This window comes from Erwinia sp. PME.40.26/001 (assembly GCF_055556675.1).
This window is the reverse complement of the sequence record NZ_JBVHNP010000002.1, coordinates 618,613-632,516: the sequence shown is the minus strand read 5'-3', so window position 1 is coordinate 632,516 and position 13,904 is coordinate 618,613. Positions and strand designations below refer to the sequence as shown.

Sequence of the window (13,904 nt, the reverse complement as noted above, 5' to 3'; positions counted from 1 at the left end):
TACTCATGGTTCGTTTAGCTCTGGTTGGTGACTACCGCGCCAATGCCGTTTCGCATCAGGCCATCCCTAAAGCCATCACGCTTGCTGCAAATTTCTTAAACCTTGATGTCACATCACACTGGCTGCCGACCGCCGCGATTACTGACCGTCGCGCTTTGCTGGATTACGATGCTTTCTGGCTGATCCCCGGCAGCCCGTATGTCAACGATGACGGTGCCTTCCTTACTCTTCGCTACGCCCGTGAAAACAATATCCCGTTTCTGGGCTCCTGTGGGGGGTTCCAGTACGCCATTGTGGAATATGCACGCAATGTGATGGGCTGGAGCGATGCCGGACATGCTGAAACTGACAGCGGTGGGCGTCTGGTGATTGCACCATTAACCTGTTCGCTGGTTGAAAAAACCGGCGATATCGTCATTGAGCCGGATACACTGCTGGCGCGGGCTTACGGAAGGACGGAGATCAGTGAAGGATATCACTGTAACTATGGTGTCAATGCGGATTTTGTGGCCGACCTCAAACGTTATCCGCTGCAGATCACCGCTTACGACCGGGAGGGGGATGTCCGGGCAATTGAGCTGCCCGAGCACAAATTTTATGCTGCCACCCTGTTCCAGTCCGAACGGGCTGCCCTGCGCAACGAACTTTCCCCGCTGGTCGTCGAACTGCTCCGCGCCGCCAGCTAGTGATGCCGCTCGCCGGCATATCCGGTCAGCCAGCGAGCGGCATGACAACACCAGTGTCAGGGAGCGCTGATAACCACCGCGACCCGACGGTTTTCCGCACGGCCCTGCGAGGTTTTATTGCTTTGCACCGGGTCACGGGCACCCAGGCCGCGCGTGGTAATATTGCTGCGCGTCACGCCGGCCCCGCTGGCCCACGCATCGGCTACCACGTTGGCACGCTTCAGCGAAAGTGCCTCATTGTACTTCTCGTCACCGTAGTTATCAGTATGGCCATCAAGACGGGCATGACGCAGGCCACTGGCGGACAACGTTTTTGCCATGCGCTGGACGGTTGCCACACTTTCCGGCGTCAGTTCAGCCTTGTTTTTACCAAACAGAATCTTTTCCGAGATCCCCAGCATCCACCCCTCCGGGACTTCGGTAAAGCCCTGGGCGCGCATAGCGCTGATCTGTTCTGCCGTAAATTTACCCTGCGGCGCAGTCTGGCACCCCGCCAGCACCAGAGCCAACAGCACGCCAGCCATCACGCGTAATATCTTCATCGTCTTTCTCCTGATTCTTATTAGCCAGCCGCACGCTGATGGTGCTGCTGTTTCTCCAGATACATACTGCGATCGGCCGCTTCCATAATGCCTTCTGCCGTTGCCGCCTGACTGGCCACCGCGTAACCAATACTTAACGTCATGACGACAGACTCACCGGAGTTAAGAACGATCGGCTCGGCCATCCGCATAGTGATGGTATCGATTACCCTCTCGATATCCTCATGGTGATTCACCTCATCGAGGATCATGGCAAACTCATCTCCGCCAAAGCGGCATACCAGATAGGTGTTAGCCGCGCACTCAAGCAGTCGCCCGGCTATCGCCATCAACACTTCATCCCCGGCAGCGTGTCCCCAGGTGTCGTTGATATCTTTGAAATTATCGCCATCCATAAACAACAGTGCGGTATGCGTCTTGCGCTCACTGTCACTGAGCACGCTGTCCAGCGCGCTGCGGAAGGCTGAGCGATTTGCCAATCCGGTAAGGGGGTCGTGTAACGCACGCTTCAGCAGTGAATCGCGCTCTTTTTTCTCACGCCGCTGCCATTTCTCAATCTCATTCAACAGGCTGTTAAAGTCCTCACCGAAAACGTGCAGCTCATCGATTTTGGACGGGGGAACCCGTTGCGAGAAATTACGCGTCGCACGAATGTCATGCACCACGCCTGTCATGTTTCTTAAGGCGGCGATAAGGCCGCTGAACAGATGACGGGTCAGCAGAAATGCCACTACCGAGGCGAGCAGCAGGCAGAGGGTCAGTACGCTTAAGGAACGATAAACAAAATCGGTCACGGTGGCGTCTTCTCCGGTCAGCGTGATAGTGCCGATTTGCGCCCCGTTGTGCAGGATCGGTTGCTGAACGGGTTTCGGGAACAACCAGCCAGAAACCAGCCGGGCCAGCGGATCGGCACGCAGCGAGTGCTCATTATCCTGTCCCCAGTGCGCCAGTACCTTACCTTTACTGTCTGCCACAATAGCCGAAGAAAACTGCCCCTGCTTACCCAGCTCCACCAGCGTTTCCATTGCCGCGTTGCCATCACCAAAGACGACTGCGGCTTCCAGACTGTGGCTGACGGTGTAGGCCAGCAGCTGCAGGTTCTTGTCGGCGTACTGGCGAAACGATAGCATTGAGGTGGCAGAGATAAACAACCAGGCGACGATCATTGTCGTCACCGCGCTGATCACGCTGATACGTGCCAGCATTTTACGAAAGCTGGGCCTGCTCTTCTCTGCTGAAAATTTATCCATGTCTTTCACTCCCTGAAGAGGCCAGCATTAATACATCGGGATGCACCCGAACGCCGCTTCGACCCAGTGAGTCGAGATTGACCGAGAAACTGACGCGGTGGTTAATAAACTTGAGGCAGAATGCACTACCGACTGCACAATCAGGGGTTTGTTCGGCAATGGTCAGCAGGGGCCGTGGCTGATAGCTGTTAATCAGTTCAACCTGCTGATGTGAGGATTCACGACCAAAATAGAGGACATCACACTGCGAGGTCAGCGCCTGCTGCACATCATCGACCTGAACGGCATTCCACACAGCGGGGGGATGCTGGACAGAGGCGCTGATCAGCACTGAAGCATAGTGAGCGGACCGGAAAACACATAACCGGGGTAAGCCGTTCAGATGAGGCCAGCGGGTATAACTGATCATACCGGCTACCGTCTGGCGCACGTCAGACGCTGAAGCCCCCTCTGGCTTTACAGACGACATTTCACTTCTTAACGGTAAACTGATGACACCCAGCAGGATCGACAGTAGCAGTACATATCTTTTCGCCATGAAACCTCTGCAGCCCCGGCCCTCACTCTGGCCCTGTCATCCGGGTTATTCCTCTCTTAAGTTAAGAAATATCCTAACATTCTGTGAAACATTCGTCATCATGTTGAAAAAAACTAATAAGGCTGACCTCATGGCCAGCCCTGGGTTATCGCTATGGATATACGTCGTTAGCCGCTGATATTCAACGGCGTGATCGCCCGACGTTGACGCCGTTCAAAATACATTGAGATGACGCCGCCGATAACCACCAGACCTGCGCCTACAATGGTGGCAGACTCCGGGAGCGTATCCCAGAACAGATAACCGATAAACACCGACCACAGCAGCGTACTGTAGTCAAACGGTGCCAGCAGGGAGGCATCTGCGTATTTCAGACTCAGAGTGAGTAAAATCTGGGTGATCCCGCCTAACAGACCACAGCCCAGCAGTAACAGCAGCTGCCTGCCACTGGGTACTGACCAGCCGAACCACAGTGTAAGCAGCGAGGTTAGCGTGGTGGTGATAGCAAACCAGAATGCAATAGCCCCCGGCTTTTCAATACCGTTGAGATAGCGTATCTGGATGGAGGCTGTGGCAATGCAGACTGCCGCCATCAGGGCCAGCACCATGCCCAGCGTCGACAGCCAGCTTACCGTGGTGAAAGCCCCTCCAGAAGAAAAGAACAGCTGGCCGGACAGCATCACCAGAATCCCGGCAAACCCGGCGATCACTGCTACCCAGCGGTGATACTTCACTTTCTCCCGCAGAAAGATCGCCGCCATAATTACCGTAAACAGCGGAGCCGCATAGTTGATCGCCGTGACATCGGTCAGGGAGATATAGATCAGGGCCAGATAGCTAAAATACAGCCCGCCCGTCCCTGCCAGCCCGCGTATAAAATGTCCTTTTACGTTACGCGTCCGGATACCATCCAGAATATTCCCCTGGCACCACAGCCAGATAAACAGCGGGATAAGCGCCACGGAGGAACGAAAGAAGATGACTTCTCCGACTGGAATACCGCCATCAAGTCCTTTGACACAGGCCATCATCAGCGTTGAGGTCAGGGCACCGGCAATTTTCATCGACACGCCGGTGGAAGGGCTGGGCGAAGAACGCATAGCAAAAAGAATTCCTGGCAAGGGTGGGATCACTCAAACATACGCGGATTTTGTTTTAGATCAGCTTAAAAATCAGCGGCAAACGGCTTTTAATTTTTTTTAGCGGCAGGCAGGAGGCAGAAAGTGTCATTCCGTTACGCTGTCGGCAAAAGACGATAAAAAAAGGGGCCGACCTGCTGGTCAGCCCCTTTATTGCTATTAACTATCAGATGTCGCTTAAGCGCCCAGACGTTCTTTGATACGTGCAGACTTACCAGTACGCTCACGCAGGTAGTACAGTTTGGCTTTACGCACAGCACCACGACGTTTCACAGTAATCGTGTCGATTACCGGGGAGTGAGTCTGGAATACACGCTCAACGCCTTCGCCGTTAGAAATTTTGCGAACAGTGAATGCAGAGTGCAGACCGCGGTTACGAATAGCGATAACCACGCCCTCGAATGCCTGCAGACGCTTTTTAGCACCTTCAACGACCCATACTTTCACTTCCACGGAATCACCCGGACGGAATGAAGGTACGTCCTGTTTCAACTGTTCTTGTTCGATCTGCTTAATAATGTTGCTCATAATTAAATCTCTTATCCTGGGTAAACTGATAGTTAAGGTGAACTAAGCGCTATGCCCGTTCAACCGTATCATCGTTTTGTTGCCTGGGTGTGTTCCCGTTGGAACTCAGCCAGCAACTTTGCTTGCTCTTCAGTCAGAGCCAGGTTTTCCAGAAGTTCAGGTCTTCTAAGCCAGGTACGGCCCAGCGACTGTTTCAGGCGCCACCGGCGAATATCAGCATGGTTACCCGACAGTAAAACTGGCGGTACTTCCATCCCTTCTAACACTTCAGGGCGGGTGTAGTGGGGGCAATCCAGCAAACCGTCAGAAAACGAATCTTCTTCGGCTGACGCCTGTTTTCCCAGCACCCCCGGAATAAACCGGGATACTGAGTCAATCAGCGTCATCGCTGGCAACTCGCCACCGCTGAGTACGTAATCCCCAATCGACCATTCTTCATCGATTTCGGTTTTGATTACACGCTCATCAATCCCTTCATAGCGACCACAGACCAGAATTAACTTCTGGTGGGTCGCCAGCTCACAAACCCCATCTTGATCGAGTTTGCGCCCCTGAGGTGACAGATAAATCACCCTGGCCCCTTCTCCTGCCGCCGCTTTTGCTGCGTGGATGGCATCCCGTAAGGGTTGTACCATCATTAACATTCCCGGTCCGCCGCCGTAAGGACGTTCATCCACGGTACGGTGCCGGTCATGAGCGAAGTCACGAGGACTCCAACTCTGAATGTTGAGCAGGCCATTTTTTACTGCCCGACCAGTTACTCCGTATTCGGTAATTGCGCGAAACATTTCAGGAAACAGGCTGATTACGCCAATCCACATACTTTGCGCCGGAGTATTACCGTTTTGTTCGGAGCTCAAAAACCAGGATCCCAATCTACTTTAATGGTACGAGTAGTGAGATCGACATTCTTGATAACCTGTTCATCGAGGAACGGAATTAGCCGCTCCTGCGCACCAAATGCATCCTTCAGGTTTGCCTTCACGACGAGAACGTCGTTCGAACCGGTTTCCATCATATCGATGACTTTACCCAGTTCGTACCCTTCAGTGGTTACCACCTGGCAGCCCATAAGGTCTTTCCAGTAGTAGTCACCGCTATCCAGTTCCGGCAGTTGCTCTGAGCCTACGACAATTTCGCAATTCGTCAGCAGACCCGCAGCATCACGATCGTCAATGCCTTTGACTTTGATGATCATGTCCTGATTGTGGCGCTTCCAGCCTTCCAGCTCGACAAGCTGCCATTGACCCGCCCGCTGGATAAACCACGGCTGATAGTCAAAAATGCTTTCGGCGTCTTCGGTGGAGGAAAACACTTTGAGCCAACCACGAATACCGTAAGCCGAGCCCATCTTCCCCAGAATTAACGGGTTAGCGGGAGGCTGCGAGGTGAGTTGCTTGCTCATGTTGACCACCGTGACAGATTAAGCTGCTTTCTTAGCTTGTTTGATCAGCGCGTTAACGCGATCAGACAGAGTAGCGCCCTGGCCAACCCAGTGCTCAATGCGGTCCAGATCCAGACGCAGTGGTTCAGCCTGACCTGAAGCGATCGGGTTGAAGAAACCAACGCGCTCGATGAAGCGACCGTTGCGAGCATTACGGCTGTCGGTTACGACTACCTGATAAAACGGACGCTTTTTAGCGCCGTGACGTGCCAAACGAATTGTTACCATAACATCCTCTTTAGTTAATAAAACAGCCGGGCCCCATTGAGGGAACGGGGCCCGGATGCAATATAAAAAGCCCGAAAATTTTACTCATTTTGGCGCAAAAAGCAATCTAATTCGCCTGAGTGATTTTCCGGCTGGCTTAACGGCCAGGGAAGCCCGGCGGCATCATACCTTTCATGCCGCGCATCATCTTCGCCATACCGCCCTTCTTCATCTTCTTCATCATGCGCTGCATGTCGTCGAACTGCTTCAATAAGCGGTTAACGTCCTGCACCTGCATACCTGAACCTGTGGCAATGCGGCGCTTACGGGAGCCTTTGATAATCTCAGGTTTTTCACGCTCTTTACGCGTCATTGAGTTGATCATCGCTTCCATTCGCACCAGCACTTTGTCATCCATCTGCGATTTAACGTTATCCGGCAGCTGTCCCATGCCCGGCAGTTTGCCCATCAGGCTGGCCATACCACCCATGTTACGCATCTGCTTTAGCTGGTCGAGGAAGTCGTTCAGGTCGAAGCCATCCCCCTTCTTCAGCTTGCTGGCCAGCTTTTCTGCCTGAGCACGGTCTACCTTGCTTTCGATATCTTCGATCAGCGACAGCATGTCGCCCATGCCGAGGATACGCGAGGCAATACGGTCCGGATAGAACGGTTCGAGGGCTTCGGTCTTTTCACCGACACCCATAAATTTAATCGGCTTACCGGTAATATGGCGAATCGACAGTGCCGCACCACCACGGGCATCACCATCGACCTTGGTCAGGACCACACCCGTCAGCGGCAGCGCTTCGTTAAACGCTTTGGCCGTATTAGCGGCATCCTGCCCCGTCATGGCATCGACGACAAACAGCGTTTCTACCGGATTAATCGCGGCGTGGATCTGTTTGATCTCGTCCATCATCGCTTCATCAACGTGCAGTCGGCCGGCGGTATCCACCAGCAGTACGTCGTAGAATTTCAGCTTCGCCTGTTGCAGCGCGCTCTTAACGATATCGACCGGTTTCTGGCTGAGATCTGATGGACAAAAATCAACACCGACCTGCTCGGCCAGGGTTTCCAGCTGTTTAATCGCCGCCGGGCGATAAACGTCGGCGGACACCACCAGCACTTTTTTCTTGTGCTTTTCACGCAGGAATTTCCCCAGTTTACCGACGCTGGTAGTTTTACCCGCACCCTGCAAACCGGCCATCAGCACCACGGCTGGCGGCTGAGCCGCCAGGTTCAGAGTGTTGTTCTCTTCCCCCATGGCGGCAACCAGCTCGTTTTTTACGATCTTGACGAACTCCTGACCCGGGGTCAGGCTTTTGTTCACTTCATGACCGACAGCGCGCTCTTTAACGCGCCCGATGAAGTCACGAACGACCGGCAGCGCAACGTCTGCTTCCAGCAACGCCATGCGAACTTCGCGCAGCGTGTCTTTAATATTGTCTTCTGTCAGACGCCCGCGGCCGCTGATATTGCGCAGGCTCTGCGACAGTCTGTCGGTTAAATTATCAAACATCGTCTCTCGCTCAACGTAATGAGAGGCCGCCTCAGCGACACAATGGCGCGGATTATAACATAGAGATGGCGGGATCTCAGCCATATGCGATGAGATCGTTTGGAGCCAGCAGCCGCTGGCGCTATACTGACTTTTTTCTTATCTGGTCTGTACCTGACGAAATCTATGTCTGTCATTGCGATTCTGGCGCTACTTGCCTACTCATTCAGCCTTGCACTTATCGTTCCCAGCCTGCTGCGGAAAAACAGCACCTGGCGTCGGCTGGCGGTTCTGTCAGCTGTGGTGGCCCTGGTGTGCCATGCGGTAGCGCTGGAGCAGCGTATTTTCGGGCCGGACGGCGGGCAGAATCTGAGCCTGCTGAATATTGGTTCGCTGGTGAGCCTGCTGATTTGCGCCATTATGACCATTGTCGCCTCGCGCAACCGTGGCTGGATCCTGCTGCCTGTGGTTTACAGCTTTGCGCTGATCAATCTGGCATTTGCGACGTTCGTGCCCAACGCCTTTATCACTCACCTGGAAACCACGCCGGGTATGATGGTGCATATCGGCCTTGCACTCTTTGCCTATGCCACGCTGATTATTGCCGCGCTGTACGCCTTACAGCTGGCGTGGATTGACTGGCTGCTGAAGAATAAGAAGCTGGCGTTCAACACGGACATCCCTCCGTTGATGACCATTGAACGTAAAATGTTCCATATCACGCAGATAGGCGTTGTCCTGCTGACGCTGGTGCTCTGTACCGGCCTGTTCTACATGCAGGACCTGTTCAGTCGGGAAAATATCGACAAAGCCGTACTCTCTATTCTGGCATGGTTCCTCTATATCGTACTGCTATGGGGCCACTACCATGAAGGCTGGCGCGGTCGCCGCGTGGTGTGGTTTAACTGCGGCGGCGCTTTTTTACTGACCATGGCCTATTTCGGTAGCCGCATGTTGCAGCATTTTCTTACCTCCTGATTGATCACCACAAGGATTTCCCTTGGAACACGTTTCAACCACGACCCTCATCGTTACGCTGGTCATTATGATTTTAGTATCAGCGTACTTCTCCGGTTCTGAAACCGGCATGATGACCCTCAACCGCTATAAACTGCGCCACCAGGCTAAAAATGGCGACCGTGCCGCCCGTCGTGTCGAAAAATTACTGCGTCGTCCTGACCGCCTGATTAGCCTGGTGCTGATTGGTAACAATCTGGTCAACATCCTGGCTTCCGCGCTGGGGACCATTGTCGGAATGCGGTTGTATGGCGATGCCGGCGTGGCGATTGCTACCGGTATTCTGACCTTCCTCGTGCTGGTTTTCGCTGAGGTATTGCCGAAAACCATTGCCGCGCTCTACCCGGAGAAAGTGGCCTTCCCCAGTAGCTTACTGCTGGGCCCGCTGCAGGTGGTAATGATGCCGCTGGTGTGGCTGCTAAACACCATTACCCGCATGCTGATGCGTATGGTGGGGATCAGAAGCGATGGCGCAGCCAGTGCCGCGTTGAGCAAAGAGGAGCTGCGCACGATTGTGTACGAGTCACGATCGCTGATGTCACGCCGTAATCAGGATATGCTGCTGTCCGTGCTCGATCTGGAAAAAGTCAACGTTGATGACATCATGGTGCCGCGTAATGAAATTGTCGGCATCAACATCAACGACGACTGGAAGTCCATCGTGCGCCAGCTCACTCACTCCCCGCACGGCCGCATTGTGCTTTACCGCGACTCTCTCGACAATGCCATGAGCATGCTGCGGGTGCGCGAAGCCTATCGCCTGATGACCGAGAAAAAAGAGTTCACCAAAGAGGTGATGCTACGTGCGGCAGATGAGATTTACTTCGTGCCTGAAGGGACACCGCTTAACGTGCAGCTGGTTAAGTTCCAGCGCAATAAGGAAAAAGTGGGTCTGGTGATCGACGAGTACGGTGACATTAAGGGGCTGGTGACCATTGAAGATATTCTGGAAGAAATTGTCGGTGATTTTACGACTTCAATGTCCCCTTCGCTGGCTGAAGAGGTGATGCCGCAGAATGACGGTTCGGTGTTAATTGAAGGCAGCGCTAACGTGCGTGAGCTGAACAAAGCCTTTAACTGGACGCTGCCGGAAGAAGAAGCCCGCACCATTAACGGCATGATTCTGGAAGCCTTACAGGATATCCCGCTGGCCAACACTACGGTGCAAATCGATCACTACGCCGTCGATATTCTCGACGTGCAGGACAACATGATCAAGCAGGTTCGCATCACCCCGCAGACGTCGCTGAAGGAATCAGTGGGGTCGTAAGCGTAATGGGTTCAGTGGGTTAAAAAAAAGGCCGGCCCTGCATACCGCAGGGGCCGGCCTTTTTTCAATCGACCAGACACACCAACTAGATGTGCAGCTCTTTCAGCTTCTCTTTCGGCAGCGCCAGCTCATCGTTACGGTTAACGCGAATGTCGTTGTCGATGATGTTGCGCGCGATATCCTGCGCTTCATCCAGTGAATGCATCTCGCAGGTCCCGCACTGATAAATATTCAGCTCAGGGATATCACTCTGGTTTTTTACCTTCAGCACGTCAGCCATCGCGGCCTTCCATGCTTTTGCCACGCGCTGCTCGTCCGGCGTCCCAATCAGGCTCATATAAAAACCAGTACGGCAGCCCATTGGCGAAATATCAATGATTTCTACGCCGTCGCCGTTCAGGTGATCGCGCATAAAGCCTGCAAACAGGTGCTCCAGAGTATGGATACCACGTTCGGTCAGGATCTCGATATTCGGGCGGCAAAAACGCAGATCGAATACGGTGATGGTATCACCCGCAGGGGTCTTCATGGTTTTGGCTACGCGCACGGCGGGAGCGGCCATGATGGTGTGATCGACGGTAAAGCTATCCAGCAATGGCATACTTGTTACCTCAACTAATGAATTTATTTTTGAACCGATGAAACTTTTTCAAACTCTGTACGTCTGAATATATGAAAGACGCGCATTTGTTATCATCATCTCATCCCTGACAACAGAGATGTAATTTGGGCCACAGTAATGTGGCCTTTTTCTTTTGTGCCGCTTAACGCTTACCTTGCAAAAAGGTTTCCAGGTCAAGCGTATCACTTTCTTCAATGTCCTGCTGACTCACCTTAGATCGCTGCGCTTCATCGCTAAACTGCTGTTCTGTCAGCACTTCATAAGACTCTTCGCTTAACTGAGCACGATACTGTTCTGCCAGCGCCAGACCGGCACCACCGATGCCGTTCTCTTTCAGCGTCTGCAGGAATCGTGCAGAGAAGGTCAGGTCGGGATCGTCAAATGACGCCACCAGACGGTCGCACACGTCCTGATAGTGATGTTCGTTGCTCTGGCTGTCGAGCGTTTCCGCCACGCGGCGCAGATCGCTGAACAGCGCCTTACCCACATCTACCAGCAGATGCTGAGACTCTTCACAGCCCATGCCGATGGTCTGGCCAGGTTTACGTCCTTCAAGGATCACCCGGTTCCAGTTCTTACGCGTACAGGCCAACTCTGCGCTGTTCATCTCAGGAGCATCAGCCAGCGTACACCAGATCAGGAACAGGTCGAGGAAGCGCACCTGATTGGCATCGACACCGATCGGGGAAAACGGGTTAATGTCGAGTGAGCGAACTTCGATATATTCAATGCCCCCGCGCTGTAACGCATCAGAAGGCGCTTCCCCGGAGCGGGTGACGCGCTTGGGCCGGATAGGCGCATACAGCTCGTTTTCAATCTGCAGCACATTAGTATTCAGCTGTAACCAGTTACCCTGCTCATCTTTGACGCCCATGGCCGCAAACTCTTCTGAAGGCGTTTTGATCGCCGCTTTCAGACCAGTGATGTAGTCAGGAAGGTTATTGAAGGTAATACCGAGGTTACTCTGGGATTTGTTGGTATACCCCAGGTCGCTGAGACGTAACGAGGTGGCATAAGGCAATGACAGCATTCCCTTATCGCTTCGTTCAAACGGCAGCGCACTCTCTTTGCCCTGCAGGAAGGAGGAACAGATGGCCGGAGACGCCCCGAAGAGATACGGAATTACCCAGCCAAAACGGTAGTAGTTGCGGATCAGGCGCAGATAGCCATCTGAGATGGCCTCTTTACCGCTCTCAGCATCGGCTACCCCTGCCCACGCCTGCCAGAAAGAGAGCGGAAGCGAGAAGTTGTAGTGTACGCCCGAGATAATCTGCATCAGTGCGCCATAGCGGTTTTTCAGCCCCTGGCGATACAGCGTCTTCATCTGGCCGATATTGGAACGGCCATATTGTGCCAGTTCGATATCCTGGTGGGGATCGATCATGCACGGCATGCTCATCGGCCACATACGCTCCTCACCCAGTTCACGGGCAACGTGGCGGTGGATATCGCGTAAAAATGCCAGCAGATGATCAATATCCTGATCGACCGGTGTGATAAATTCCAGCAGTGCTTCTGCAAAGTCAGTGGTGATCCACTTATGGGTTAAAGCGGAACCAAGAGAAGCCGGGTGTCCGGTGGTGGCAAGGTGCCCATCCGGCATGACGCGCAGCGTTTCGCGCTCAATACCGCGACCAATACCTTTAAGTGCGTCAGGATGAGCTTCCAGCCAGGAAAGCGCCTGTGATACGTCCGGGATCAAATTGACCTCCCGCTCAGAGAAAAATTTATTATTGTTCAGCATAATGTTAATCGCAGCGCCGCCTTAAAGCGAATCAATGCCACCATTCCATGCCCTGTAGTGTTGCGGCTGCCAGCAGCACATAACGCAAGGTTTTACCGATGGCGAGAAAAATCACCGTCGGCAGCCAGGCGAAACGTAGCCAGCCAGCAAGAACGCACAGCAGGTCGCCCATCACGGGTAACCAGCTAAAAAGCAGCGCAGCAGGCCCGAATCGGTGCAGCCACGCCGTTGCTGTGTTGTGCCATCGCCCCTGACTTTTTACGGGAAGCAGGCGACCAATCACGATGTTGGTCAGACCGCCCAGCGTATTCCCCAGCGCGGCAACAAGGACCACCATACTGACAGAGACCTTCCCTGCCAGTAGTAACCCCACCAGTAAGGCTTCTGAACTGCCCGGCAGTAGCGTGGCACTCAGAAAACTGCTGGCAAACATTGAACCGTAAGCGAACCATTCACTCACAGCTGTCGGACATCCACGGCATCCATGCCGGCCGCGCAGGCCGCCTGAAGACCAAAGTCAGCATCTTCGAACACCACACAGCGTGCAGGCGGTACGCCGATTAACTCAGCGCAGCGCAGGAATGTATCAGGTTCTGGCTTATGACGTTTAACATCATCTGCTGCGACAATCGCATCAAAATGATTGAGCAGGCCAAGATGCTGTAACAGGCCGATGGCCACTGAATGCTCACTGCCGGTGCCCACGGCCATCGGGCGACGCCCTTTGTACGCTCTGACCACCTCAACCAGCGGGAGCGGCTGTACGCTATCAAACAACATCGTTTTGAGCAGCGCCGTTTTTTCTTCCGCCAGCCGGTAAGGATCGAGATCGCTTTGATGGCGGGTAAGGATCACCCGTGCAATGTGCCATGCAGGTGAACCATTCAACCCCACCATGGCGGCTTCATCGAAGGTCATACCATATTTTCCCAGCACCTGATGCCAGGCTTTACGGTGTGTTGGCTCGGTATCGAGGAGGGTGCCATCCATATCGAAGATCAAACCGTCGTAAGCATCGTACATTCGCGCATCCATTCTGATCACGGAACGATTACTTTAGCGTAAAGCACCCGTGTTGTCGCTGCTGGTATGGATCAGCAAATGCCTTGAAATATAGAGGGATTTTGATTATCAGATAAATGCGTGAGATAAAGCGCAGGAAAATTTGCTTTAAAATGATGATCCTGAAGGAGGATGTGCAGTAAACAAGCGAAGAGAATAAGTCGATGAGGAGGAAGTCAGGAGGATGATTCGCCCGGAAGAGCCGTCGCGAACGCGCTTATTCTTCCTTGTGCTGGCGGTAAGAGCTCTACACGGTGCCCACTCAAAGAGACGTCCATTATTCAGAATATGGTGCATCCAGGAGGATTCGAACCTCCGACCGCTCGGTTCGTAGCCGAGTACTCTATCCAGCTGAGC

Annotated in this window: 16 protein-coding genes; 3 read left to right on the top strand and 13 right to left on the bottom strand. The window is 53.5% G+C overall.

Annotation, left to right across the window (positions count from 1 at the left end; translation table 11 throughout):
- The first annotated feature begins 5 nt into the window (after nt 1-5).
- The gene (locus tag ACZ3HG_RS10360; protein WP_191934027.1) at nt 6-686 is read left to right on the top strand and encodes a CTP synthase C-terminal region-related (seleno)protein; all 681 of its coding nucleotides are present in this window, start codon (nt 6-8) and stop codon (nt 684-686) included.
- Between the two features lie 56 nt (nt 687-742).
- On the opposite strand, the gene ACZ3HG_RS10355 is transcribed toward ACZ3HG_RS10360, so the two are convergent.
- From ACZ3HG_RS10355 to ffh, 9 genes are all read right to left on the bottom strand, one after another.
- Nucleotides 743-1,228: an OmpA family protein gene (locus ACZ3HG_RS10355; RefSeq protein ID WP_191934026.1), complete on the bottom strand. Its 486-nt coding sequence runs from the start codon at nt 1,226-1,228 to the stop codon at nt 743-745.
- A 20-nt stretch (nt 1,229-1,248) separates the two neighbouring features.
- Entirely contained in the window at nt 1,249-2,478 is a 1,230-nt protein-coding gene (dgcN, locus tag ACZ3HG_RS10350; RefSeq protein WP_191934025.1) for a diguanylate cyclase DgcN/YfiN, read from the bottom strand.
- Complete coding sequence (gene yfiR / locus ACZ3HG_RS10345; protein ID WP_062744158.1) at nt 2,471-3,016, bottom strand: regulatory sequestration protein YfiR; 546 nt, start codon at nt 3,014-3,016, stop codon at nt 2,471-2,473. Before yfiR ends, dgcN begins: the two co-directional genes overlap by 8 nt.
- Before the next feature lie 167 nt (nt 3,017-3,183).
- Complete coding sequence (locus tag ACZ3HG_RS10340; protein ID WP_465332788.1) at nt 3,184-4,116, bottom strand: DMT family transporter; 933 nt, start codon at nt 4,114-4,116, stop codon at nt 3,184-3,186.
- A 216-nt stretch (nt 4,117-4,332) separates the two neighbouring features.
- Nucleotides 4,333-4,683 carry a 50S ribosomal protein L19 gene (gene rplS, locus ACZ3HG_RS10335; RefSeq protein WP_062744160.1) on the bottom strand — a complete coding sequence of 117 codons (351 nt, stop codon included), beginning with the start codon at nt 4,681-4,683 and terminating at the stop codon, nt 4,333-4,335.
- A gap of 68 nt (nt 4,684-4,751) precedes the next feature.
- Nucleotides 4,752-5,504 (bottom strand): tRNA (guanosine(37)-N1)-methyltransferase TrmD, encoded by a 753-nt coding sequence (gene trmD, locus ACZ3HG_RS10330; protein ID WP_187510490.1) that lies wholly within the window; start codon nt 5,502-5,504, stop codon nt 4,752-4,754.
- 35 nt (nt 5,505-5,539) lie between these two features.
- A complete protein-coding gene (gene rimM, locus ACZ3HG_RS10325; protein WP_062744161.1) occupies nt 5,540-6,088 on the bottom strand; it encodes a ribosome maturation factor RimM in 549 nt (182 codons plus the stop codon).
- An 18-nt stretch (nt 6,089-6,106) separates the two neighbouring features.
- Nucleotides 6,107-6,355: a 30S ribosomal protein S16 gene (gene rpsP, locus ACZ3HG_RS10320; RefSeq protein ID WP_004155935.1), complete on the bottom strand. Its 249-nt coding sequence runs from the start codon at nt 6,353-6,355 to the stop codon at nt 6,107-6,109.
- Nucleotides 6,356-6,491: 136 nt separating this feature from the next.
- Nucleotides 6,492-7,853, bottom strand: coding sequence for a signal recognition particle protein (gene ffh, locus ACZ3HG_RS10315; protein WP_062744162.1), 1,362 nt, complete (start codon nt 7,851-7,853; stop codon nt 6,492-6,494).
- A 165-nt stretch (nt 7,854-8,018) separates the two neighbouring features.
- Between ffh and ACZ3HG_RS10310 the strand changes: the two genes are divergently transcribed.
- Nucleotides 8,019-8,810, top strand: a complete 792-nt coding sequence (locus ACZ3HG_RS10310) for a cytochrome C assembly family protein (RefSeq protein ID WP_191934023.1) — start codon at nt 8,019-8,021, stop codon at nt 8,808-8,810.
- 22 nt (nt 8,811-8,832) lie between these two features.
- Nucleotides 8,833-10,119 (top strand): HlyC/CorC family transporter, encoded by a 1,287-nt coding sequence (locus ACZ3HG_RS10305; RefSeq protein ID WP_191934022.1) that lies wholly within the window; start codon nt 8,833-8,835, stop codon nt 10,117-10,119.
- An 85-nt stretch (nt 10,120-10,204) separates the two neighbouring features.
- Here ACZ3HG_RS10305 and luxS read toward each other — a convergent pair whose 3' ends face one another.
- The 4 genes from luxS to yqaB form a co-directional block, all read right to left on the bottom strand.
- The gene (gene luxS, locus ACZ3HG_RS10300) at nt 10,205-10,720 is read right to left on the bottom strand and encodes an S-ribosylhomocysteine lyase (protein ID WP_062744165.1); all 516 of its coding nucleotides are present in this window, start codon (nt 10,718-10,720) and stop codon (nt 10,205-10,207) included.
- A 163-nt stretch (nt 10,721-10,883) separates the two neighbouring features.
- A complete protein-coding gene (gshA, locus tag ACZ3HG_RS10295) occupies nt 10,884-12,485 on the bottom strand; it encodes a glutamate--cysteine ligase (RefSeq protein ID WP_191934021.1) in 1,602 nt (533 codons plus the stop codon).
- A 31-nt stretch (nt 12,486-12,516) separates the two neighbouring features.
- Nucleotides 12,517-12,918: a YqaA family protein gene (locus ACZ3HG_RS10290; protein WP_194710716.1), complete on the bottom strand. Its 402-nt coding sequence runs from the start codon at nt 12,916-12,918 to the stop codon at nt 12,517-12,519.
- Between the two features lie 23 nt (nt 12,919-12,941).
- Nucleotides 12,942-13,508: a fructose-1-phosphate/6-phosphogluconate phosphatase gene (gene yqaB, locus ACZ3HG_RS10285; protein ID WP_191934019.1), complete on the bottom strand. Its 567-nt coding sequence runs from the start codon at nt 13,506-13,508 to the stop codon at nt 12,942-12,944.
- Nucleotides 13,509-13,904 lie beyond the last annotated feature (396 nt).

Bases quoted from the DNA above. Each gene is read 5' to 3' on its own strand.
- ACZ3HG_RS10310 (WP_191934023.1), top strand. From the start codon at position 8,019: ATGTCTGTCATTGCGATTCTGGCGCTACTTGCCTACTCATTCAGCCTT.
- ACZ3HG_RS10340 (WP_465332788.1), bottom strand. From the start codon at position 4,116: ATGCGTTCTTCGCCCAGCCCTTCCACCGGCGTGTCGATGAAAATTGCC.
- rplS (WP_062744160.1), bottom strand. From the start codon at position 4,683: ATGAGCAACATTATTAAGCAGATCGAACAAGAACAGTTGAAACAGGAC.
- gshA (WP_191934021.1), bottom strand. From the start codon at position 12,485: ATGCTGAACAATAATAAATTTTTCTCTGAGCGGGAGGTCAATTTGATC.
- yqaB (WP_191934019.1), bottom strand. From the start codon at position 13,508: ATGTACGATGCTTACGACGGTTTGATCTTCGATATGGATGGCACCCTC.
- yfiR (WP_062744158.1), bottom strand. From the start codon at position 3,016: ATGGCGAAAAGATATGTACTGCTACTGTCGATCCTGCTGGGTGTCATC.
- dgcN (WP_191934025.1), bottom strand. From the start codon at position 2,478: ATGGATAAATTTTCAGCAGAGAAGAGCAGGCCCAGCTTTCGTAAAATG.
- rimM (WP_062744161.1), bottom strand. From the start codon at position 6,088: ATGAGCAAGCAACTCACCTCGCAGCCTCCCGCTAACCCGTTAATTCTG.
- rpsP (WP_004155935.1), bottom strand. From the start codon at position 6,355: ATGGTAACAATTCGTTTGGCACGTCACGGCGCTAAAAAGCGTCCGTTT.
- ACZ3HG_RS10360 (WP_191934027.1), top strand. From the start codon at position 6: ATGGTTCGTTTAGCTCTGGTTGGTGACTACCGCGCCAATGCCGTTTCG.
- ffh (WP_062744162.1), bottom strand. From the start codon at position 7,853: ATGTTTGATAATTTAACCGACAGACTGTCGCAGAGCCTGCGCAATATC.
- trmD (WP_187510490.1), bottom strand. From the start codon at position 5,504: ATGTGGATTGGCGTAATCAGCCTGTTTCCTGAAATGTTTCGCGCAATT.
- ACZ3HG_RS10290 (WP_194710716.1), bottom strand. From the start codon at position 12,918: ATGTTTGCCAGCAGTTTTCTGAGTGCCACGCTACTGCCGGGCAGTTCA.
- luxS (WP_062744165.1), bottom strand. From the start codon at position 10,720: ATGCCATTGCTGGATAGCTTTACCGTCGATCACACCATCATGGCCGCT.
- ACZ3HG_RS10355 (WP_191934026.1), bottom strand. From the start codon at position 1,228: ATGAAGATATTACGCGTGATGGCTGGCGTGCTGTTGGCTCTGGTGCTG.